The following is a 22,110-nucleotide window of genomic DNA, read 5'->3' on the forward strand; positions in this document are numbered from 1 at the left end:
CGACAGATCAGTGGTTGCAGCTTGCGGCGGCGACACAGGTCAAGGACTTGTTCGCGTTGGAAGGCTTCGCGCTCGACACCTTGGCGGTGGGTCCGTCCCCAGCGATGGCCTTGGGCAGGGTGCCCGGCAGGTCCTTCTCGTCCGGGAGGATCTTGTTGCCGAGGTACTGGTTCGAGTACTTCTGCGTCTGGTTGTAGTAGTACTTACCGGCGTTGACGTTCAGCTCCCCCTGGACCACACCGTTGGTGCCCTTGCTGGGATCGGCGTAGTTCGCCGTGCCGAAGTTGGTGTGGTAAACCTCGCCCAACGGGCTGTCGTCGAGCGTCTTGTTGACGCCGGGCGTCTGGTTGAACACCTTGTCGCCGACGGCCTGTGCCGCCCGCACTCCCGGCGCGGGGTTGTCGAAGGCGGGCCTGCCCACCGCGTTGCCCGACGCACTGGAGTCAGCGGACGCCAGGCCGGTCGGCAAGGCCACCGCCAATGCACCGCCCGCGATGACGCCCCCGACCAACGTCCGCGTCCGCACCGACCGCTCGGACATCTTCCGATGTTTTGCCATGCCTGTTACCTCTCGTGAGTGGCGTTGCGCCGCAGCTAAATTCGGGCCACACAGCTGACATTGCCACCGGCCCGCCAGCGAACCTAAGGCACCACAGACACCAGCGGTAGGTAGTGGCGACGTTGTTCATTTGCTGTTCGGCACATGATCACGAGAATTCACAGCTCGTACACAGGAACCGTCCAAGCACGTGAAAACGCAACGGCCCCCTCCGTTTTGGAGGGGGCCGTCGCGTGGGATCAGGCGTTACTTGTCCTTGTTGTCCTTGGTGCCCTTGTTGTCCTTGGTGTCGGAGTGGGCGTTGCCGGCCTTGGCCCCTGAGGCGGCTCCGGAGGAGCTGTCGGTGTCACCCTTGGCGGTGTCACCCTTGGCGGTCTCCTGCTTGCCCGCACCGGCCTTGGTCGTGGGCTTGAATGCCTTCTCGAGACTCTTCGTGGCATTCTCGACGAACTTCTCGCCGGCCGACTTCTTGCGCTCGGTGGTGCGCGATTTGGGAGCGAACTTGTTCGGAGTCTTGGTCGCAGCACCGGCGTCAGTCGACTCGGCGCCACTGGGCTTCGCCTCGGTCGACTTCTGCTCCTCCGCCGACTTCTCCTCAGCCGCAACCTCTTTGACGTCCGCGACCTCTTTGACGGTGGTCGCGGTCTTGGGCGCCAGGTCCAGACCCAAGTCCAGCTTCGGCAGCTTCGGCAGCTCGAACTTCGGAGCCTCGGGCTTCGAGACCTCGACCGGCGTGGCCGTCTCGGTGCCGCTCTCAGCGGTCTCGTCGACGGCGCTTTCCTCGTCCTTGACCTCGACGGTCGAGACGAGCTTGGTCTCGGCGGGCGCCTCGAGCCGCTCAACGAGCTTCTTGAACGGCGATTCGACGTCGAGCTTCGGCGTCGGCAGGCTCAGCAGCTTGCTGAGGCTCGGCAGGCTCGTGGAGCTCACGGCGTCCGAAGCGGTTTCGGCCTTCTCTTCGGTCTCTTCCTTGGCCGCCAGCAGGCTGACGTCGGCGCTCTCCTCTTCGGCCACGCCACCCGGCACCGGGTCCAGCGTCCCCTGCGTGATCGCATCGACAACGTAGGTGACGGCGGCCGTGATGCCCGTGTTCGCGCCATAGCCGAAGAAGAACGAGTTGCTCAGATTCTGCGCGAAACCGCCGTCCGGCAGGTTGTCGTTCAGGATGCTGCCGACGACCGTAGCGACCCCGCCCCCGAAGAACTCGTCGACGCGCTTCGACAGCTGGAGACGCTGGGTCGGGTCGAACGCATCGACGGCCGCGGCGGCGATAACCGAACCGAGGTAGGCGAATTCGTTGAAGCCGGCCTCGAAGAAGATGTTGTCGACGATGTCGAGGGGCAGGATGTTGTCGCTGAGGTAGTACGCCAGGCCGGTGAACCCGTCCTTGCACACCGAGCCGGTCGCAGAGCAGTCACCCGGAGCGTAGAAGTTCTCGTTGACCTTTTTGCCGGCCTTGTCATAGAACTGGACGCCATCGCCCATGTCGCCCACGGTCGCGGGGATCGTGGCGGCCGCGTCGCGGTAAAGCGGCTTTCCATCTGGACCGACGAGAGCTGTGTCTTCCGGAGTGTTCTCGTCCGGATATGCGAGCTTGCCGTCCTTGAGGACGTAGCCGGTGGTGGGACCGGAAACGACACCCTGGTAGTAGTAGCCGCCGTAACCCTGGGTGAACGACTGCCACGCACCCTGCAGCGAGAGCGCCACCAACTGCATCTGTTCCGCCGTCATGGTCCGCTGCGCAGGAGCTTCCGCGCTCGAGGCGGCCACCGTGATCTCGTCGCGCGGAACGAACAGCGCAGGGGTCCCAGCGACAAGCGCGCCGGCGCTGAGGAGGGCGACGCCAGTGGTGACGAGCGGACGGACTGCCATGTGGGTGTGGCCCCTTATCTCGAGCGTGGGCGGAATTCCGGAGAACCCGTGCAGGTACCTGCGTAGAACCTTAAAAGTCCTTGAGAAGGGTAATTCCCGGCACCCCCACCCGCAACCTCTATCCAGGCACAACCGGAGCGTGCGACGCACCGCCGCCGCGCTTCTCTTGCGCTGCGACTCCGGCCAATTTTTCGATGCAGAACGAGACGTTCCCGATCGGCACAGAATCAGCTAATTATGAATACCGTTGCCGCGGAGCCCGCTGAGCGCAAAGGCGCGGGTTGCAGCCCGCGGAACCCGTTGCGCGAGCGCCGACCGTGCGGGTGCGGCACACTCGGGCGTTCATCCGAACAGCTCGGCGCGGAGCCGGTCATATCCCTAGGTCAGGCCGCATGATGCTCGCGCCGGCAGGCACCGATCCGCGGCCACTCGCCGCCCCGACCGCACGCCGCGCGTCGGTCACTTCGAGTCCGGCCGGTCCGCTCGCCGAAGCCCTGCGGAAGCCAAACCAACCACCCCCGCGGGGAAGCGACAGCGGCCACGATTGATTCAAATCGGCATTACCGGAAAAACAACGGCCACCGAGCCACGAAAGACATGCCCTTACGGAGAAGTAAATAACCGCAGGTCACGGGCCTTGTAGCGAACATTTTGAACGCGGTCAGATCCTGAGAAAAACCTGAGATTGCGGTCCAAACAGACGAAAACACCATGGCCCCCGCCAAAAGGGCAGGGGCCACGGTGTGAGAGCGGGTGACTACTTGTCGCCGCCTTCTCCCGAGTCATTCTCTCCGCCGGTGGCATTCTTGACGGCCTCGCCCAGTTTCTTCAGGAACTTGCTGCCGTTGGACTCGCCCTTCGGCTTGCCGTCACCGAAGAGGATGGGCGGTGTGACCTTGTTGCCGGTCTTGGTATCGGTGCCCGTCTTGGTCTCGTCTTCCGCGGCAGGCTCTTTGTCCTTGATGCTGCTCTTGGGAGTGACGTCGGGCTTCAGCTCCGGCGCCTTGAATTCCGGTGCCTTGAATTCCGGCGCCTTCAACTCGGGAGCCTTGAACTCGGGGACTTTCACCTCGGGAGCCTTGACTTCAGGCAACTTCACTTCGGGCGCCTTGAACTCGGGCAGCTTGAACTCAGGCGCCTTGGGGGCCTCGAACTTCGGGGCTTCGAGCGTCGGAAGCTCGATACCGAGCGGGGTGGTTCCGGTGCCGCCCTCGACCGGGTTCTCTGTTCCCTCAACATCCTTGAGGAGCGTGGGCTCGGTGGAACCTTCGAGCTTCTCGGTGAGCTTCTTCCACGGCGACTCGACGTCGAGCTTCGGCGTCGGCAAGCTCAGCAGCTTGCTGAAGTTCGGCAGGCCGGTGGAGGTAGGCGTGGTTTCCGTCTCGGCCGTGGTCTTGGCCAGCAGCACGGTGTCCTCGGAGCTCGTGTCGAAAGTCTGAACCGGGTTGCCGTCGAGCGGATTGAGGAAGTTCGGATCAGGGGTAGGCGTGCCTTGAGCGATGGCATCCACCACGTAGGTGATCGCGGCAGTGATGCCGGTGTTGACGCCATAGCCGAAGAAGAACGAGTTCGTGAGGCCGTAGGCGTAGCCATCCTGCGGCAGGTTGTCGAGAAGGAGATTGCCGACGAGTTGCGTTGCGCCACCATCGAAGAAGTCGTTGACACGCTTGGCTAGATCGAGCCGACCGGTCGGATCAACGTTGTCGATTGCGGTCGCGACGACGAGGATGGCTTGACGCGCGAGCTCGGTGAACCCGCCCTCGAAGAAGATGTTGTCGATCGGCCCCAGGGGCAAGATGTTGTCACTGAGGTAGTACGCGAGCCCAGTGAATCCGTCCTTGCAGACCGCGCCGGTAGCCGTGCAGTTACCGGGATCGTCCTCCAAGACGATCTCGCCGTTCTCGTCGAGTTCGTAGACGGGGGCACCCTGGACGTTGTAGTACTGGGCACCGGGCTCCAGATCGGCCGTCGTGGCGCGCGTCCCGTCTGCGTTATAGAGGGGCGTGCCGTTCGCATCTTCGAGGAACCCGGCATTGTCGATGGCCTCGGCGGGTTTGGGGCTCTGTCCCGGAATGTAGAGACCGCCGTAACCCTGGGTGAACGACTGCCACGCGCCCTGCAGTGACAGCGCGAGCAGGTGGATCTGCTCTTGGGTCAACGTCTTGTGCGCTTCGACCGCGGCCGCCGTCGGGGAAGCAACGGTGACCGCACTATGCGGGACGAACAGCGCGGGGGCCCCAGCAACGATCGCGCCAGCGCTGACAAGTGCGACACCGGTGGTGACGAGCGGACGTACAGCCATACGCGTGGCCCCTTTTTCCTGAGCGTGAGCCGGGCTCTGAAGACCCGGGCCGGTACCGGAGTACAACTTAGAAACTCCTGAGAATGCTAAGTCCCGGTACCGCCTCCCGCAACCTCTATAGACGCAGGACAGTATCCACTTTGCCAACGCCATGCACTCACTTGAGCGGGGCGGCGTCGACCAATTTTCCAATGCAAATTCAACCGCTACATTTTCAGCCGTTTCCAGCTACGCCCAGCACGTCGCTGACCGCCGGTTTCGTCAGCATAAATGCGCGCCCCACCGGCCATGCGACCCGCGGAACGATCGAGATATTGGTTGCTGGAGCACATTAGGCCAAGGCACATCGAGGCGAGGTACGAAGCTCAGGCCATCTCCACACAAACCACACATAACCAATGTTCACATCGGCGTGGCGTCCGACTCGCAAGTGGCCGTTCGGACAAGGCTCCGCTCAACAAGCGCGCCCACGTCCAGTTGCGGCGCTGGCCTTTTTGCTACCGGCGCGGCCGCGCAACAGCACTCCCAGATTGACCCATCCATTGTTTGCAAGGGACGGCACGAAAAGCCATTATTTGCATTCGCAACAACAGTGGGGAGCCAACCGCCATGAGTTGGTCCCGCGTGTTAACTGATGGTGAACAAATCGTGTCCGAAAGGACCGACACGAAGCCTCGTCAGCAAAGCTTTCAACCTGAGAAGAACCTGAGATCGGCTCAGTCGCCGGCCGACGACGCGTCGGCATCCGGCGCATGGACCGACGCCGTCGCTGCCTCGCCGCGCAGCTTCTTGGCCCAGGCTCGCACCCCGTCGACCACCGGCCCGCCGGACCGGCGCGGACCCGAAGCGCGATCGCGGCCCAGAGCTTTCGGGGAGAAGTCCAGACTCTTCCGCAGCACCGGGCGGGTGGCCGGCTCCGCCTCAGACGCCGCTGCGGGACCCGCCGCAGAAGCCGGTGCCGGTTCGGACGCCGACCGGGCCGCCGAACCGCCGTCACGCAGGATGTTGGCGCCTTCCTCGACCCCGGCGGTGAAGTCGTGGACGAACCGCTCGGTCTCCTCGCGGGTCGGAATCAGCCGGGCCGGCGTGTATTTCTGCGGGTTGGCCAACGGGTCGTTGTCGGGATACCCGTAATCGACCACCGCCCGGAGCGCCGGGGTGGCCGCGTCGGCCAGCAGGTTGCCCGGCTCCCCGAACGCCCGCAGCGGTGAAACCAGCGGCAGGTTGTCGGACTCGTAACCGACGTAGGTGGTGTCGTCGACTCGGCTGATCCGCACGGTGCCGTCGGCCGTCTGGCGCACCACGGTGCCACCGCTGTCCAGCGTTTCCTGGCAGGTGGCATCGCAGTCGCGCACATTGCCGTCGGCGTCGATCGGGAAATCCAGGCTGTCCTGCTGGAGCCGGCGGTCCAGATAAGCCATCAGCGAGTTGGCCATCGCGAGCGCGTTCCACAGGTAGGCGGGAATGTTGGAGTTGATGTCGTACTCGTAGACCACGTTGACCACCGGCACGCCCGGGTCCGTCGGCGTCGGGATCGGGTTCACCCCGATCGCCGCGAAGAACGGCAGCCGCGTGCCGAATCCGCCGTTGGGGCTCGCCACGTTGTTGTCGAGCACATACAGCTTGGGCTGAGTCACCACGGGATCGTTCGTCAGCTTGCCGTAGGTCAGCAGCAGGCTCACATTCGCCGCGCCCCAGCCCGAGGACAGCACCACATTGTCGTCGCCACTGTTGTCCTGGATCGCCCGGTAGACGCCGAACGGGCCGGTGAAGAAGTTCGCGACGACAGGCTCGTCCTGGCCCTGCCGGTACAGCCCACCGTAGAAATCGGCCACGCCGTCACCGGCCGGGTTCGTCGAACTCGCACCGATGATGAGCGCCGACAACTGCACCGCGGTCATCGGCTGCGCCGCCCCGAGCGCAGTCACCGTCGCCAACGCCATCCCACCGAGAAGCGATGCCGGCAACACGCGTCCACCCAAGCGTTGTGCCACGGCGCCGCCTCTCAGCCCAGTTCGAATGAGCAGAAGCTACCCGACGGCAAACGGCAGCGTCGGCCAATGCGGGTACAGCTAGCGCGGCATCGCGATCCGCAGCCCGGCGAGCATCACCTGGGCGTCGGCCATGTAGGTCTTGTTGTTGGGCGCGGTGCTCTGCGTCATCGCCACCACGTTCCACACCCTCGACCCGAGGGGCACCATCACCGTCACCGCGGTCACATAGATGGTCTTCGCGGCGTCGCCGGGTGGGATCGTGTAGTTCGCCATCAGCGCCGGGAATCCACAGATCTCCGTCGGCACCTGGGTGATGTCCTGCCCGCCACCGGCTTCGAAACCCTTGATGCTGTCGTTCAGCAGATCCCTGGGTGGCCGGTCACCGTCGGTGGCGTCCGCCGTGGCCACCGACAGGGCCGGGTTGGTGACGCCATCGCTGAGCGACACGTTGCGCAGCACCAACTTGACTGCCCCCGTGGCCAACTCAGGAACGGGTTCCCAGCCCGGCGGCTGGGCGATGCGCACCCTGGGATCGTCCGGCCCGGTCCCGGACAGTTCGATCCACCGATCCGAATGCAATTGCTCGCAGGGCTGCGCCTTGTACGCGGGCAGGCCCGGCACGCCGGGAGAACCCTGCGACCCCGTCGAGTGCCCGGAAGGCTCGAATCCGGCCGTCACCGTGCCTTCAATCGTGTGCGAGCACCCGCTGAGAAACAGCCCAGCCGCCAACACGACCACTCCGGCGACTAGCTTCGGGACCCCCATCGTTGACAGAGACTACGCGAGCCCGCTTTGCCCCGAGTGCGACGCAGGGGTTGCTCCGCCGCGTTGCCAACGACGTTTGCGTCACTTTCGCTGTGGTTGCCAGCCCCGGGAGAGCAGCGCGGTGCGGGCCTCAGCGAGAATCTCCGCAGCGCGGTCTTCCTTGATGACATGCAGAACGTGCCAGCCGAGCCGCTGCAGCGCCCGGTTCACCACGACGTCCAGCACGTATTGCCTACGGTTCTTGAGATGCTGCTCGCCGTCATATTCGGCGCCAACCTTGAACTCTTCCCAGCAGATGTCGATCCGGCGGATGTATGAACCGTCCTCGTCGTAAACCACGTACTGCGTGGTGGGACGGGGCAGTCCGGCTTCGACGAACAGCAACCGAAGCCGCGTCTCCGGCGGCGACTCAGCACCGCCGTCGACGAGCGGGAGCGCCACCCGAAGCTGTCGAAGCCCACGCACCCCGGGATGGCTCTTCACGATCAGCATTACGTCTTCGATTGCGAAGGGGCGGACATTGGAAAGGGCGTCCAGTCGCTCGACCGCCTTGCCGGGTGGGAGGTGGCGTGCGAGGTCGAATGCCGTGCGCTCCGGGGTGGCTACGCGGATCCCGCCCATCGTCCACCACTCGTCGACGTGCAAGGTTTCGCGTCGCACGAGCAGGCCGGGTTGTCGCCGTGTCGCCGTGATGAGCTCGATAGGGGCGTCGTCACCGACCCACTTCGCGCCATACATCGCCGACGCGGCCACTCCTGTGATCACCGCCTTGGGCGCCGCCAGGTGTGCACCGACAATGCGGTCACGAAGCGATGGTTCATGACGGCGCGGGACATATATGCCGCTGTAGATCTGCCGATAGCGGGCGCGCAACTGGCCTTTGGTCAGATGGCCCGCTGCGACAGCCTCCGCGCCGATGAAGGGAATCCGCATGTGTACTTGGACGCAGCGGACTCCGGTATGGCTCCCGGCGACGTCGAAAGTGACGCAGAGGTCGTCAGCAGCGCCGCCGAGCGACCCCTGCGTCGCACTCGGCGCGAGCTAGCGCCGGCGCGAATGCAGGTAGTCGCCGACCACTGCGGCACCAAGGCCGTCGAGATCGGGCACGACCACGCGCCCCTGCACGCGCCGGGCCACCTGATCGATGAAACGGGCGAGGCCGGGATCAGAGCCCAGGCGGAAGATGGTCACCTGCGCGCCGAGGCGGGCCACCTCGTCGAAACCACGCACGGTGTGGGCGATGGTGCGCGGGTGTGGCGGGTAGTCGAAGAAGACCGACGACCCTTCGCCGTCACCGAAATCCTCCAGGTGCGCGGTGGGTTCACCATCGGTCACCACGAGCACGACCGGCTGGGCATTGGGATGACGACGCAGATGCCGGGTCGCCAGCGCCAGCGCATGGTGCAGGTTGGTGCCCTGCTCGTACACGCCCTCCAGCCCCGTCAGCTCACCCGCGGTCACGGTGCGGGCATACCGGCCAAACGCGATGATCTGCAACTCATCTGACCGGAACCGGGTGCTCACCAGATGGTTGAGCGCGAGTGCGGTGCGCTTCATCGGCAGCCAGCGGTTCTCCATCACCATCGAGAACGAGGTGTCCACCAGCAGCGCCACGCAGGCCTGGGTGCGGGTCTCCGTCTCGGAGATCTCCACATCCTCGACCGCGAACCGGATGGGGCGCTCGACGGTTCCGGTACCGGCCTGGCGCAGCACGGCATTGGTCACCGTGCGGGTGACGTTCCACGGCTCGGTGTCGCCGAACTCCCAGGGTCGCGTGGCCCCGGTCAGCTCCCCGGCCGCTCCGGCCCGGCGGGTGTCGCGTTCGCCGTGCCGGCCCGAAAGTCGCTGTGCCACATCACGCAACGCGGTCTGTCCGAGCTGACGCATGGCCTTGGGCGACAGCCGCCACTGTCCGTCGGAGCCGCGGTCGATGAAACCCTGGTTCACCAGGGCCTTTTCCAGCTCGGACAAGGTCCGGGCGTCGATCGCGGCGTCCTCACCGAGCTGACGGGCCAGCGCCTCGAGGTCGACGTCATCCATCGACGCCCCGGCGTAGCTCTGGGACAGCGCGTCGGCCAGCTGCTCGAGTTCGGCGATGTCGGACAGCGCCTGGGCGCCCTCCCCCATGCCCAGCGGATCGCCACCGGAGAAGCGCTCCGAGCCGGTCCAATCCTCACCGGGCCGGGCGGCCTGCAGGTGTGAGTCGAGCCGGTCCAGCGCGTTCATCAATGACGGCGAACCGAAAGCCTGCTGCGCCAGGGCATCCAGCTCGGCACGCTGTTCGGCCGACAGGCTGTTGCGGAACCGCTGCGCGGCGGCAGCCCGCTTTGCCAGCGAGTCCAGCAGCTCATCGATGTTCTGCGGGCCCTCCGGGAAGAACTCGCCGTGCTTGTCCATGAACTGCTGGAAGTCCTGCGGGGTGTCCTCCCCGCGGGAGTGCTTGTCCAGCAGGTCGTTCAGGTCGTCGAGCATGTCGTTGACGCGCTGCCGGTCCTCGTCGGTGGCGTTCTCCAACGCCTCCTTCATGCCCGCGAAACGCTGGTCCAGCATCTCGCGGCCCAGCAGATCCTTGATCTGCTGGTACTTCTGCCGGGCTTCGGGGCTGCGCCAGTCATAGTCGGCGAGCTCCTGAACGGCCTTGGCCGGCGACGGCGAGAGCGCCTCCATCTGCAGTTCGCCGAACCGCGCATTGTCGTCGAGGGCGCGGGCCAGCTCCTTGCGTTCGGCCAGCACGGCCTCGTCGAGCAGCTTTTTGATCTCCTGCAGCGTGCCGTCAAGGTTGTGTCGCTGCAGCAACTCCCGGCGCTTCCGGTTGGCCTCGGCGGCCAGCCGATCGGTGCCGCGCATGCCCTCGGTACCGCGACGCATCAGCTCGGAGAGCGCTCGGCGCGGCGAGCTGCCCTCCATCACGTTCTGACCGATCTGTTCGAGGGCGTCGCGCAGATCGATCGGCGGTGCCAGCGGGTCGGGGCCACCGCTGTATCGCGAATACCGCGAGGTGTGCCCGTGTCCCCGGCCGGGATCAGCCATAGACCGTCTCTCCCTCCCCCGTCACCTTGTCCACACGCTTGGCCAGATAGAGGGCCTCCAAAGCCAATTCGACCGCCGCGGCCCGCTGGCCGACCGACACCGCACCCAGCCGGGAGGCGATCGCGTCGATGGCGGGCAGATCGGGCAGGGCAGCCAGGACATCCTTGGCCGACACCCGCTCACCGGTGGTCACCGGAGAACCCTCCTCGACCGCGGTCACCAGCGGGGCGACGTCGATGCCGCCCAGCAGCCGCTGAGCGGTGTCGGCGGTGGCGCGGCGCAGCAGGTGCTCCAGCACCGCCTGCTCGCGTCCCTCCTCGCCCGTCTCGAACTCCAATTTGCCGCGCAGCACGTCGATCACGGTGGACAGATCCACCACCCGGGCCACCGGATCGTCCTCGCCGAGAATCGCCGAGCGGTGCCGCGCCGAGGCCGCCACCGTCTCGGCCGCAGCGATCGCGAACCGCGCAGACACACCGGACCGCTGATCGACAGAGTTCGATTCACGCAGATTGCGGGCGAATCGGGCCAGCACGCCGAGCAGGTATTCGGGCACCTCGGCGGCCAACTGGGCCTCCTGGCGGATCACCCCGATCTCGTCGTCGATCTCCAGCGGGTAGTGCGTACGGATCTCGGCGCCGAAGCGATCTTTGAGCGGCGTGATGATCCGGCCGCGGTTGGTGTAGTCCTCCGGGTTGGCGCTGGCCACCACGAGCACGTCGAGCGGCAGCCGCAACGTGTAGCCGCGGACCTGAATGTCGCGCTCCTCCATCACGTTGAGCATCGACACCTGAATGCGCTCGGCCAGGTCGGGCAGCTCGTTGACGGCCACGATGCCGCGGTGCGCCCGCGGGATGAGCCCGTAGGCGATCGTTTCCGGATCACCCAGGCTGCGCCCCTCGGCGACCTTGATCGGATCGATGTCGCCGACGAGATCGGCCACGCTGGTGTCCGGGGTGGCCAGCTTCTCGGTGTACCGCTCGCTGCGGTGACGCCACTCGACCGGCAGATCGTCGCCGGAATCAGCGGCCCGGCGGATCGACTCCGGCGTGATCGGGCTGTAGGGGTGCTCACCCAACTCGGATCCGGCGATCACCGGCGTCCACTCGTCGAGCAGCCCGGTCAGCGCGCGCAGCAGCCGCGTCTTGCCCTGACCCCGCTCACCGAGCAGCACCACGTCGTGCCCCGCGATCAAAGCCCGCTCCAGCTGCGGAATCACCGTGTCGTCGAAACCGAGAATCCCAGGCCAGATATCGCGGCGGTCCGCGAGTGCGGACAGCAGGTTCTCCCGAATTTCGGCTTTGACGCCCCGCTCACGATGGCCGGAGGCACGCAGCTCACCGACGGTGCGAGGCAGATCCTTGGGTTGGCTCACCACTCCACGCTACGACTGAACTCGCCCGCGCACATCGCCACCCGTCAGACTCGAGCCCCGAGGCCGCCCGCAGCTGGCACCCGGCACGCGCGTGTCAGTCCCCCGGCATAGTCGTTGCCCGAGCGTTGCGACCGGTAGTCTGCGCTCCATGCCGTTGGCTAGCGGTCAGGAATTCGCAGGGTTCACCATCGTGCGGTTGGTGGGCACTGGTGGCATGGGCGAGGTCTATCTGGCGTCCCACCCGCGGTTGCCCCGCGAGGACGCTCTCAAAGTGCTGCCCATCAGCGTCAGCTCGGACAACGAATTCCGCCAGCGGTTCATCCGCGAGGCGGACATGGCGGCCACCCTGTGGCATCCGCACATCGTCGGCGTGCACGACCGCGGCGAGTTCGAGGACCGGTTGTGGATCTCGATGGATTTCGTCGACGGGCACGACGCCGCCAAGCTGCTGCATGACCAGTACCCCAAGGGAATGCCGGCCGAAGACGTCGTCGAGGTCGTCACCGCCGTCGGCGACGCACTCGACTACGCGCATCAGCGCAAGCTGCTGCACCGCGATGTCAAGCCGGCCAACATCCTGCTCACCAGCAAGCAGAATTCCAAGCGCCGCATCATGCTGACCGACTTCGGGATCGCGCGGCGCGCCGACGAGGTCAACGGGCTCACCTCGACCAACATCACCGTGGGCTCGATGTCCTACACCGCGCCCGAACAGTTGATGGGCCAGCCGCTGGACGGCCGCGCCGACCAGTACTCGCTCGCGGCCACCGCCTACCGGTTGTTCACCGGTGCCCCGCCGTTCGCGCACAGCAACCCGGCCGTGGTGATCAGCCACCACCTGAACTCCCCGCCACCCAAGCTGGCCGACACGAAACCTGAACTGGCCGTGTTCGATTCGGTGATGGCCAAGGCCCTGTCGAAGGATCCCAAGGACCGTTACGCCACCTGTCATGACTTCGCCGTCGCGCTGGCCGAGGCGGCGACCGGAACCACCCCCGAGGTGCGCACCCCGGCACCCGTCCACGAGCCGGCGCCGCCCACCGCCCCGCTGATCATCCCGAAGCCGGCGAACCCGCCGCCGACGCCACTCTCACCGTCGAACCCGCGGCCCGTGCCCCCGTCAGAGCCGCCGGTGTTCACCTCGTCGTGGACGGGTAACGAAACCTCCTCTCACAAACCCGTAGCGGTCGGTGTGCCGGCCGGAATGCAGGGCCTCGGCGGGCCGGCGGTCCCGGTTGGGCCGCCGCAGACCAACTTCGGGCCGCCTCCCCTGCCGCACACCCCGATCCCCAAGAAGTCGGGCAACCGGCGCAACCTGTTTCTGACTGCCGGCGTGATCGGCGCGGTCGTCCTGCTCGTCGGCGGCATCACCCTCGCGGTCACCTCGGGAGGCGACGACGGCAACGGCGGCGGAGGCGAGACCACCTCCGCAGTCGCCACAGACACGTCCGCCTCGGAAACCTCGACCTCACCGAAACCGGCGGCGCACGCCTTCACCATCGCCGACTACATCAAGCAGAGCGGCATCGTCGAAACACCGGTCCACCGCGGCGATCCGGGCGCACCGGTGTTCACCATGCCGACCCCGCCCGGATGGATCGACGCCGGTCCGCGCACACCGGCCTGGGCCTATTCGGCCATTGTGAACGACCCGGCGAACCCGACCGAGCCGCCGTCGGTCGTCTCGTTGATCTCCAAGCTGGCCGGCGACGTCGACGCCAACAAGCTGCTTGAGTTCGCCCCCAACGAGCTGCAGAACCTGGCCGACTACAAGCCGGACGGGGACGTGGCCCGAGGGGACATCAGCGGGTTCCCGTCCGTCCACCTGGCCGGCACCTACGCCAAGGGCGGCCAGCGTCGCGCGATCGCCCAGACCACCGTCGTGATCCAGGCGCCCGGCAGTGTCTACGTGCTGCAGATCAACGCCGACGCCAGCGAACGCGACAAGACGGCGTTGGCCGATATCAACAAGGCGATCGAGGCCCAGGCCACCATCACCATGCCCTGAGAGCCGTGCTGGGTCGCCCCACGTCGAGCAGACTCAGGTACCCGGTACCCTGAGTATCGTGAATTCGCTCGATTGGCGTAGCCGGCCGGCCACCGTGCACTTCGGCCCCGCATCTCTGCAGTCCAGGGCACTGGGCTGGACCACCGCGATCTTCGTCCGCCCATTGCTGGGTCTGCTGACGCTGATCGGAATGGGCATCAACCGCGTCGCCCCGGCCCTGCTGCAGCGCGCACACCTCGATGTCATCGACCGCCCCCTGCGGGTCATCAAGCCGCTGCCCGGCACCGAGGTGACGCCCGTGGCGCTGCCCAACTGTCCGGCCGAATGGGTGATCGCTCCCGAGGCTCGCGACTCCGATCTGGTGATCGTCTACCTCCACGGCTCGGCGCTGGTCACGCTCGGCCTGAACTCGCACCGCCGCTTCGTGTCGAAGCTGTCGGCCAGCACCGGGGCACGCGTGCTCAATGTCGGCTACCGGCTGGCCCCGCAAGCCGACATCGACGATGCCGTCGCCGACGGGCTCGACGGCTACCGCATGGCGCTGTCGCTCGGGTACACACCCGACCGGATCGTCCTGGCCGGCGATTCGGCAGGCGGGCTTATGGCCGCCGACACCGCACTGGCGGCGCGTGACGCCGGGCTGCCGGTCCCGGCCGGGCAGGTGCTGCTGTCGCCGTTGACCTCATCCGACATGGACCTGAAATACCGTGCGCTGCAAGAGCATCGTGACGTGCTGTTCCCGTTCATGACGGTGAAGTTCATCTACGACGTATTCGCGACGGTCAACGGCACCCGGCCGACTCCGGTCATGCCGCCCGAGGCAGACCTGCACGGCCTCGGGCCGTTCCTGCTACAGGTGGGCACGCACGAGATGCTGCTGAACGACACCTTCGCCCTCGCCGACAAGCTGCAGGCCAGTGGTGTCCCGGCGTGGGTTCAGGTGTGGGACAGGGCAATGCACATGTTCCAGCTGAGCTTCGACATCAACCCCGACGCGCGGCACGCAGTCGAGGAGATCACGTCGTTCATCGCATACGCCACCAGCGAGATCGAGGACGAGGCGAGCGCGTAGGTCTGTGCGCGGTTTTCTACGTGGGGGCTGTCGACCGCGCGGTTTGGCGACCGCTATGGAGAAATCGGCGCCCGCCTAACCATCCACAGCGCACGGTTCATGCACAGCCTCAGCTGAGACATACACGGGCGCCGTCAATCCGTCGGTCCTGCTGCTGATCGTCTTGGTCCATGAGCATCCCATTCATCGGACCAGAAGCGCTCGCCGCGGGCCGCCTCACCCCGGGCCAACTGCGATGGCGATACGCCTCGGCCCATCCACGCGTCTACTTGCCGAAGGGGGCCGGCCGAACCCTGGATGCCAGCACCATGGCCGCATGGCTGTGGACTGGCCGGCGCGGGATCATCGCGGGCCGGGCGGCCGCCGCCCTACACGGCGCGCTCTGGATCGACGACGATGCGCCGATAGAACTGATCACGGAGCACGGGCGTCGGCGGCCTGGCATCATCGTGCGCGAGGAACGCATCAGACCCGACGAGATCTGTCGGATAGGCGATTTCAGCGTCACCACGCCACCGCGCACGGCGCTCGATCTGGCGCGTTTCCTTCCCCTTGACGCCGCGGTCGCCCATCTCGATGCGCTGGCCATCGCAACAGGCGTCGACGCCGGACAAGCGCTCGAATTGGCTGCCCGATATCGCGGGCTACGTGGAATACGAAGCGCTCGAACAGCACTCGATCTGATGGATGCCGGTCGGCAATCTCCGCGCGAGACCTGGCTGCGGCTGCTTCTCATCGATGCGGGCTATCGGCGCCCGCGTACGCAGATCCGGGTGACCGACGGCTTCAACGAGGTGTTCCTCGATATGGGCTACGACGACGTCAAGGTGGGCTTGGACTACGAAGGTAAACACCACGCGACGGACCGTCCGCGTGTGGTGCACGACATCGGCCGCAATGAGCTCATCGAACGCGAAGGCTGGATAGACATCCGCGTCGTGGTGGAACACAGCAGGGCGTTCATCCTGCACCGGGTCCGAGAGGCATTCGCCCGGCGCGGTGGTTCACCATTTTCTACCCCGGGGTCGTGATCGTGAGCCCGCCACAGCCCAGGCGTAGAAAACAGTGCAGGCACCCCCGGCAGTGGATCGCCGTTTTTCTACGCCAGGGTCGCCAACCATGCATGCAGCAGCCAAGGCGCAGAAAACGACGACAGATACGAAAGGGCGCCGTCAAGAAATTTGACGGCGCCCTTTCGCAACAACTGGTCCGACTAGTGCGCGAAATGCCTTGCACCGGTTAGGTACAGCGTGATGCCCGCGGCCTCGGCCGCCGCGGTCACCTCGGCGTCACGGACCGAGCCACCCGGGTGCACGATCGCCTTGACGCCGGCGTTCGTCAGCGTCTCCAAGCCGTCCGGGAACGGGAAGAACGCATCGGAGGCACCGACCGAACCGGGCACGCGGTCGCCTGCGCGCTGCACGGCCAGCCCGGCCGCGTCGACGCGATTCACCTGTCCCATGCCGACGCCCACGGTCGCGCCGTCCTTGGCGATCACGATGGCGTTGGACTTCACCGCGCGGCAAGCGCGCCACGCGAACACCAGATCGCTCAGCGTCTGCGGGTCGGCCGGCTCACCGGTGGCCAGCGTCCAGTTCGCCGGATCGTCGCCCTCGGCGTCGAGCGCGTCGCGCTGCTGCAGGAGCACCCCGCCGCTGATCTGGCGCAGCTCGATGCCGCCGACCAACGGTTCCGAGGCCACCAGGATGCGGATGTTCTTCTTGCGGGCCAGGATTTCGACCGCGCCGGCCTCATACGCCGGCGCGATGATGACCTCGGTGAAGATGTCGGCGACGGTCTCGGCCATCTCGACACTGACCTCGGTGTTGGAGGCGATGACGCCGCCGAACGCGCTCAGCGGATCGCACTCGTGAGCCTTGCGGTGCGCGTCGGCCACCGACTCCGAGGAGATCGCGATGCCACACGGGTTGGCGTGCTTGATGATCGCCACGCAGATCTCTTCGTGGTCGAACGCCGCCCGCCACGCCGCATCGGCGTCGGTGTAGTTGTTGTAGGACATCTCCTTGCCGTGCAGCTGCTCGGCCTGGGCCAGTCCGGGCCACGCGGAGTCGTCGCGGTACACTGCGGCCTGCTGGTGCGGGTTCTCGCCGTAGCGCAGGACCGCGCTGCGGTGCCAGGTGCCGGCGAACCAGGCGGGCAGGGGCTGCGCAGGATCTTCGGGTGCCAGCGTCGACCCCATCCAGCCGGCAACGGCCACGTCGTACTCGGCGGTGTGCCGGAATGCCAACGACGCCAGCTTCTTCCGCTCGTCGAGGGTGAACCCGCCGGCCCGAACCGCGGCCAGCACACCGTCATAGCCCAACGGATCCACGACCACGGCCACGCTGGGGTGGTTCTTGGCGGCCGCACGAACCATCGACGGCCCACCGATGTCGATCTGCTCGACACACTCGTCGACCGAAGCCCCGGACTCGACCGTCTCGGAGAACGGGTACAGGTTCACCACCACGAGCTCGAACGCCTCGACCTCGAGCTCCTGCAGGGCCGCAACATGTTCGGGCTTGCGGGTATCGGCCAGCAGACCGGCGTGCACGCGCGGGTGCAGAGTCTTGACGCGGCCGTCGAGCACCTCGGGGAAACCCGTCACCTCTTCCACCGGGGTGACCGGAACACCTGCGGCAGCAATGGTTTTGGCGGTCGACCCCGTCGAGACGATGGCCACGCCCGCCTCATGCAGGCCGCGGGCCAGATCGGCCAGGCCGGTCTTGTCATAGACACTGATCAGCGCTCGCCGGATCGGTTTCTTCTCGCTCACCCTATGGTCGCCTTTCGTCCAGTCCAGGTCACGCCGCGGGTTGCCAGCGCGGCCAGCACATCCACCAGCAGTCGACGTTCGACCACCTTGATGCGCTCATGCAATGTCTCTTCGGTGTCATCATCGAGCACCTCGATGGCCTGCTGGGCCAGAATCGGCCCGGTATCCATGCCGGAGTCCACGAGATGCACCGTGCAGCCCGTCACCCGCACGCCATACGCCAGCGCCTCGGGCACGGCATGCGCCCCCGGGAACGCGGGCAGCAATGCCGGATGGGTGTTGACCACCCGGCCCGGGAACCGGGAAAGGAATTGGCCACCGAGAATTTTCATGAACCCGGCCGAGACCACCAGGTCCGGCTCGTGTTCCGCGGTGGCCTCGGTGAGTGCGGCATCCCAGGCGTCGCGGTCCGCATGGTCGCCGAGCCGCACGGTGTAGGACGGGACTCCCGCCGATGCCGCGATGTCCACCGCGGCACATTTTCGGTCGGTTCCTACCGCGACGACCCGCGCCGGATAGTCGTCAGCGGCGGCGGCCAGTAGCGAGGCGAGCAACGACCCTGTCCCCGAAGCCAGCACTACCAGCCGTGCCGGTGCACTCGGAGGCACATGTAACGGTTGCTGCACGCGCAGCAGCCTAGTCGCCCGCACGGCGCGGCTGATCGCCGGTCACGTCGTCGTCGACGATGAAGTGGTCCTCGGGATCGTCATCGAGGTCTTCATGGCGCCGGGGGCCGGGCTCGTAGACCGTCTCCTGCACGTCGTCGTACTCGACGAACCCGTCGACATACTCGTCGGGCTCGGCTTCCGGCACGTCGGGCTCTGTCGTGGCCTCCTCGGCCGACCACGACACCAGCGGTTGATCGGGTTCGAGCTCAGGTTCGGGATCCGCCTCGACGTACTCGAGGTCCTCGATGTCCTCGCCCACGCCCACGTACTCGTCGACGTCTTCATCGTCGAACTCGGGTTCGGGCTGAGGCTCGACCGGCGCAGGCTGGGGCGGGGCGACGGGCCGGGGCTTGCGGGTCAGGCCGCCGGACATCGCCACAGTCAGCCCGCCGATCGCGGCGAACCACAGGAACACCGCCGGCGCGAACGTCGACTGGTCCACCCCGACATCGCCGAAATTGCCCAGCCGCCCGCCACCGGCATAGCCGAGCAGAGCCATCGTCAGCGCCGCCAGCACCGAAGCCACCAGCAACTTGCCTGCGGCAGCCCCGATCGGCAGCGGACGCCGCGCACACTGCTGACCCAGCGCCACCGCCGAGGCCGCCCCCACGATCAGGAGCGCCACCCAGATCGGGCCCAGCGGCGGCGAGGGCACCGCGGCCAGCACCGGCACCGCCGGTATGTCGCCGCCGAACACGGTGAACGAGCTGAAGGCCGCCAGCCCGACATGGGCGCTGGAGCCGACCGCGATGGCCGACGCACCGACGATCACGTTGGGGATGTAGAGAATGGACAACAGAGTCAGGCTGAGCTGGCCGAACAGGCTGTCGGTGATCGCGAACAGGTCGTGCATCGTGCCCCAGTGCACCACCAGCGACGCCGCCGTCACCACGCCGGAGAGCCCGAACAAGGCCAGGACACCGGCGGTCGCGGCGCGGAGTGCTTCAGGCAACCAGCCAGGCAGCGGTGACGCGGCCAGGGTGCGCCTGCCGACCTTCGAGCCGACGCCGATGAGCGCGCCGATCACGTGCACGACCAGAACGCTGCAGAACGCGCGGAGGGCGCTGGGAGTCTGAAGTTCGCTGATCACCGAGGCTGCGTCGTGGATGACGGCCAACAGGAGGGCTGCGATCAGAATCGGTCCGCCCAGGGCTGAGGCGACGACCCAGCGGGTGACGAACCAAGAGGAATTCGGGGCGGTGGCCGCGGCCGTCGTGCGCGCGGTGCCCCAGATCATCGCCAGCACCGGCAACAGGGGCATCACGCCGAGCTCGCGGCCGCCGATCGACACCGGTACCTGGTGTACACCCAGCCACATGCTGGCGATCGCACCGAGCGCGCCCGTCATGTCGCTGTTGGCGATCAGCAGCTGTAACAACACAACCGCGGCGATAACCACCAGCGCGACGACGGACGGCCCGAACGCGACCCGGAGCAACTCACGTGCCTGGCGGGTGCCGACTGGCCGGTTACTCACTTGGTGGGCTGCTCCTCGCAATGATCGGCGCGTGCGCGGGAAGCGCACGCGCCGATCAGCTTACGACGGCGCAGTGCCGGATTGCTGTGAAGGCGACTGCTGTGCCTGCGGCTGTGCCGGAACCGCAGTGGTGGGCGCGGAGGAACCCGACTGCTGCTGAGGCTGGCCGTAGGTGGGGTAACCGGTCGGAGGGGTGGGCGGGCCGCTCGGCTGCTGACCTTGCGGGGCCTGCACCGGGAAACCACCGGTGTTCGAAGCTCCCGAGTAGCCGCCGTACTGCGACGGGTAACCGGGACGCTGCGGTTGAGCCTGCTGGTAGGGCTGGCCACCGTGCTGCGGCTGCTGCTGCTGACCGTAGTACTGCGACGGGCCACCGTACTGGCCGTACTGCGGCTGGGGATCGAACTGCGGCTTGGGCGCCGGCGGAGTGAGGATGCCGGCGTCGAACAGCAGCGCGGCGATCGCGGCACCGGCCTGGATCAGGGTGAGGACGAGCAGTGCGTACAGCGTCCAGTCGGCCTCGCTGCCTGCGGCCACCAGGAGCGTGATCGAGAGCAGGAATGCCACGGTGGCCAGCACGGCCGCCACAGCACCCCGGTTCTTCTGCTTGGGCAGCAGGCTCACCCCTGCCAGAAGCCCGGCCACCAACGCCAGGGGCACGATAAAGGTGCCGAGGACGACCTGGAGCTCCAGAGCGAAACTCACGAAGTAGGTCAACAGGCCGGCGACGGCCACCACGGCCAGCAGGATTTCGGGCAGCTTGTTCTCGCCGGGCGCCGCGGGTGCGGCCGGTGCAGCGGGCACAGGAGCAGGCACAGCCTTGGCGAACTGTTGGGTTGCATCGAACTGCGAACCCGACTGCGGCGGGTATCCGGGATTAGTTGGCGGGTAGGTCATGACCTCTCCTGTGCTATCGAGCTTCGCGACGTGTGTTCACGCAGGCATGAATACCGACCACGTGAGCGATTCGAGCTTCCACGCTAGCGCACCCAGCTGGGTGCCGGGCGCGCGTGCTTGGTGTCAGAGAGGTCTCAAGCTGATACCAGAACGGGCGCATCGACGGAATCCGTTTCGGCGTCCTCGATTTCGCGGACGAGCGGCAGCACCTTGGCACCGAAGTACTCGATTTCCTCTTGGAAATGCAGGAATCCGCCGAGGATCAAGTCGACGCCACGTTTGCGGTACGCGGCAATGCGTTCGGCGATCTGCTCGGGTGTGCCGATCAATTGCGTACGGAACCCGTCGTTGTACTGCACCAGATCCTCGAAACTGGAATCGGCCCACATGCCCTTCTTGTCCCCGGTGGAATTGCCTGCCTGTTGTACAGCGCCGCGGAAGCCTTCGACAGCGGGTTTGTTGGCCTTGGCGACGATCTCTTTGAGCGTCTCCTTCGCCTCCTTTTCGGTGTCGCGGGCGATGATGAACCCGTTCAGCCCGAACTTCACCTCGCGGCCCGCGTCGCGGGCATGGTCGCGTACCTCGACAACCTGTTCGGTGATGCCGCCGAAGTCTTTGCCGTTCGAGAAGTACCAATCGGCGTAGTAGCCGCCGTTGCGGCGGGCGGCCGTCGAATTCCCGCCCTGGAACAGCTCCGGGTTGGGGCGCTCGGGGGTGTTGAGCGGCTTGGGCTTCAGGGTGAAATCGTGGATGCGATAGAAGTCACCGCGGAAATCCACGTCGTCTTCCGTCCAGATCTTGCGCAGAACCTGGAGGAACTCCGCGCTGCGGCGGTAGCGCTCGTCATGCTCGAGCCACGGCTCGCCCAGGTGGGTGAACTCGTCCTTGAACCAGCCCGAGACGACGTTGACGGCGAAGCGGCCATTGCTGAGATGGTCTGCGGTGGCGCCGAGTTTGGCCAGCACCGCGGGCTGCCAGAGGCCGGGGTGCACGGCGGCGATGACCTTGAGCCGCTCGGTGGCCAGCAACAGGGCCAGACTGAAACTGGTGGATTCGTGCTGGTACTCGGCGCCGTAGCTGGCCTCGTAGCGAACCTGGGACAGGGCGTACTCGAAACCGTTGTTCTCCGCGGTCTGCGCCAGCTTCTTGTTGTATTCGTAGTTCCAGTCGGTGCGCTGCTCGATATCGCTGGTGACCAGGCCACCACTGACGTTGGGCACCCAGTAGGCGAACTTGACGTGGTCGGCGATGCGTTCAGTCGTCATGTCGGTGATCCCAGCAAACGCGCGGGCGCCCGTCGCGGGTATCGCTCGCG

Annotated in this window: 16 protein-coding genes; 3 read left to right on the forward strand and 13 right to left on the reverse strand. The window is 66.4% G+C overall.

What is annotated here, in order from left to right; translation table 11 throughout:
* Positions 1–7 precede the first annotated feature (7 nt).
* The 8 genes from EH231_RS15860 to EH231_RS15895 form a co-directional block, all read right to left on the reverse strand.
* Positions 8–559, reverse strand: a complete 552-nt coding sequence (locus EH231_RS15860; RefSeq protein ID WP_124712747.1) for a hypothetical protein — start codon at positions 557–559, stop codon at positions 8–10.
* 246 nt (positions 560–805) lie between these two features.
* Positions 806–2,431 (reverse strand): hypothetical protein, encoded by a 1,626-nt coding sequence (locus tag EH231_RS15865; protein WP_124712748.1) that lies wholly within the window; start codon positions 2,429–2,431, stop codon positions 806–808.
* Positions 2,432–3,188: 757 nt separating this feature from the next.
* Positions 3,189–4,799, reverse strand: a complete 1,611-nt coding sequence (locus EH231_RS15870; RefSeq protein WP_124712749.1) for a hypothetical protein — start codon at positions 4,797–4,799, stop codon at positions 3,189–3,191.
* 650 nt (positions 4,800–5,449) lie between these two features.
* Positions 5,450–6,727 (reverse strand): PE-PPE domain-containing protein, encoded by a 1,278-nt coding sequence (locus EH231_RS15875; protein ID WP_124712750.1) that lies wholly within the window; start codon positions 6,725–6,727, stop codon positions 5,450–5,452.
* A gap of 78 nt (positions 6,728–6,805) precedes the next feature.
* Positions 6,806–7,405 carry a hypothetical protein gene (locus EH231_RS15880; protein ID WP_124712751.1) on the reverse strand — a complete coding sequence of 200 codons (600 nt, stop codon included), beginning with the start codon at positions 7,403–7,405 and terminating at the stop codon, positions 6,806–6,808.
* A 168-nt stretch (positions 7,406–7,573) separates the two neighbouring features.
* Positions 7,574–8,425: a type IV toxin-antitoxin system AbiEi family antitoxin gene (locus tag EH231_RS15885; protein WP_124712752.1), complete on the reverse strand. Its 852-nt coding sequence runs from the start codon at positions 8,423–8,425 to the stop codon at positions 7,574–7,576.
* Positions 8,426–8,533: 108 nt separating this feature from the next.
* Entirely contained in the window at positions 8,534–10,522 is a 1,989-nt protein-coding gene (locus tag EH231_RS15890) for a vWA domain-containing protein (RefSeq protein WP_090427310.1), read from the reverse strand.
* A complete protein-coding gene (locus tag EH231_RS15895) occupies positions 10,515–11,897 on the reverse strand; it encodes a sigma 54-interacting transcriptional regulator (protein WP_164480912.1) in 1,383 nt (460 codons plus the stop codon). The genes EH231_RS15890 and EH231_RS15895 overlap by 8 nt, the downstream gene beginning before the upstream one ends.
* Before the next feature lie 148 nt (positions 11,898–12,045).
* Here EH231_RS15895 and EH231_RS15900 point away from each other — a divergent pair, with 148 nt between their 5' ends.
* From EH231_RS15900 to EH231_RS15910, 3 genes are all read left to right on the forward strand, one after another.
* On the forward strand, positions 12,046–13,905 hold the full coding sequence (locus EH231_RS15900) for an LpqN/LpqT family lipoprotein (protein ID WP_090427302.1): 1,860 nt from the start codon (positions 12,046–12,048) through the stop codon (positions 13,903–13,905).
* A 58-nt stretch (positions 13,906–13,963) separates the two neighbouring features.
* Entirely contained in the window at positions 13,964–14,977 is a 1,014-nt protein-coding gene (locus EH231_RS15905) for an alpha/beta hydrolase (RefSeq protein ID WP_090427298.1), read from the forward strand.
* A 170-nt stretch (positions 14,978–15,147) separates the two neighbouring features.
* The gene (locus EH231_RS15910) at positions 15,148–16,008 is read left to right on the forward strand and encodes a type IV toxin-antitoxin system AbiEi family antitoxin (protein ID WP_124712753.1); all 861 of its coding nucleotides are present in this window, start codon (positions 15,148–15,150) and stop codon (positions 16,006–16,008) included.
* 182 nt (positions 16,009–16,190) lie between these two features.
* Here EH231_RS15910 and purH read toward each other — a convergent pair whose 3' ends face one another.
* The 5 genes from purH to sfnG all read right to left on the reverse strand — a co-directional run bounded on the left by purH (position 16,191) and on the right by sfnG (position 22,060).
* Complete coding sequence (purH, locus tag EH231_RS15915) at positions 16,191–17,753, reverse strand: bifunctional phosphoribosylaminoimidazolecarboxamide formyltransferase/IMP cyclohydrolase (RefSeq protein ID WP_090427295.1); 1,563 nt, start codon at positions 17,751–17,753, stop codon at positions 16,191–16,193.
* On the reverse strand, positions 17,750–18,379 hold the full coding sequence (gene purN / locus EH231_RS15920; RefSeq protein ID WP_164480913.1) for a phosphoribosylglycinamide formyltransferase: 630 nt from the start codon (positions 18,377–18,379) through the stop codon (positions 17,750–17,752). Before purN ends, purH begins: the two co-directional genes overlap by 4 nt.
* 10 nt (positions 18,380–18,389) lie before the next feature.
* Entirely contained in the window at positions 18,390–19,898 is a 1,509-nt protein-coding gene (locus tag EH231_RS15925; protein WP_090427289.1) for a cell division protein PerM, read from the reverse strand.
* A 60-nt stretch (positions 19,899–19,958) separates the two neighbouring features.
* Complete coding sequence (locus EH231_RS15930) at positions 19,959–20,795, reverse strand: DUF5336 domain-containing protein (protein WP_090427286.1); 837 nt, start codon at positions 20,793–20,795, stop codon at positions 19,959–19,961.
* 134 nt (positions 20,796–20,929) lie between these two features.
* Positions 20,930–22,060, reverse strand: a complete 1,131-nt coding sequence (gene sfnG / locus EH231_RS15935; protein WP_090427283.1) for a dimethylsulfone monooxygenase SfnG — start codon at positions 22,058–22,060, stop codon at positions 20,930–20,932.
* Positions 22,061–22,110: the final 50 nt, after the last annotated feature.

This window comes from Mycolicibacterium nivoides (genome assembly GCF_003855255.1).
GTDB lineage: Bacteria > Actinomycetota > Actinomycetes > Mycobacteriales > Mycobacteriaceae > Mycobacterium > Mycobacterium nivoides.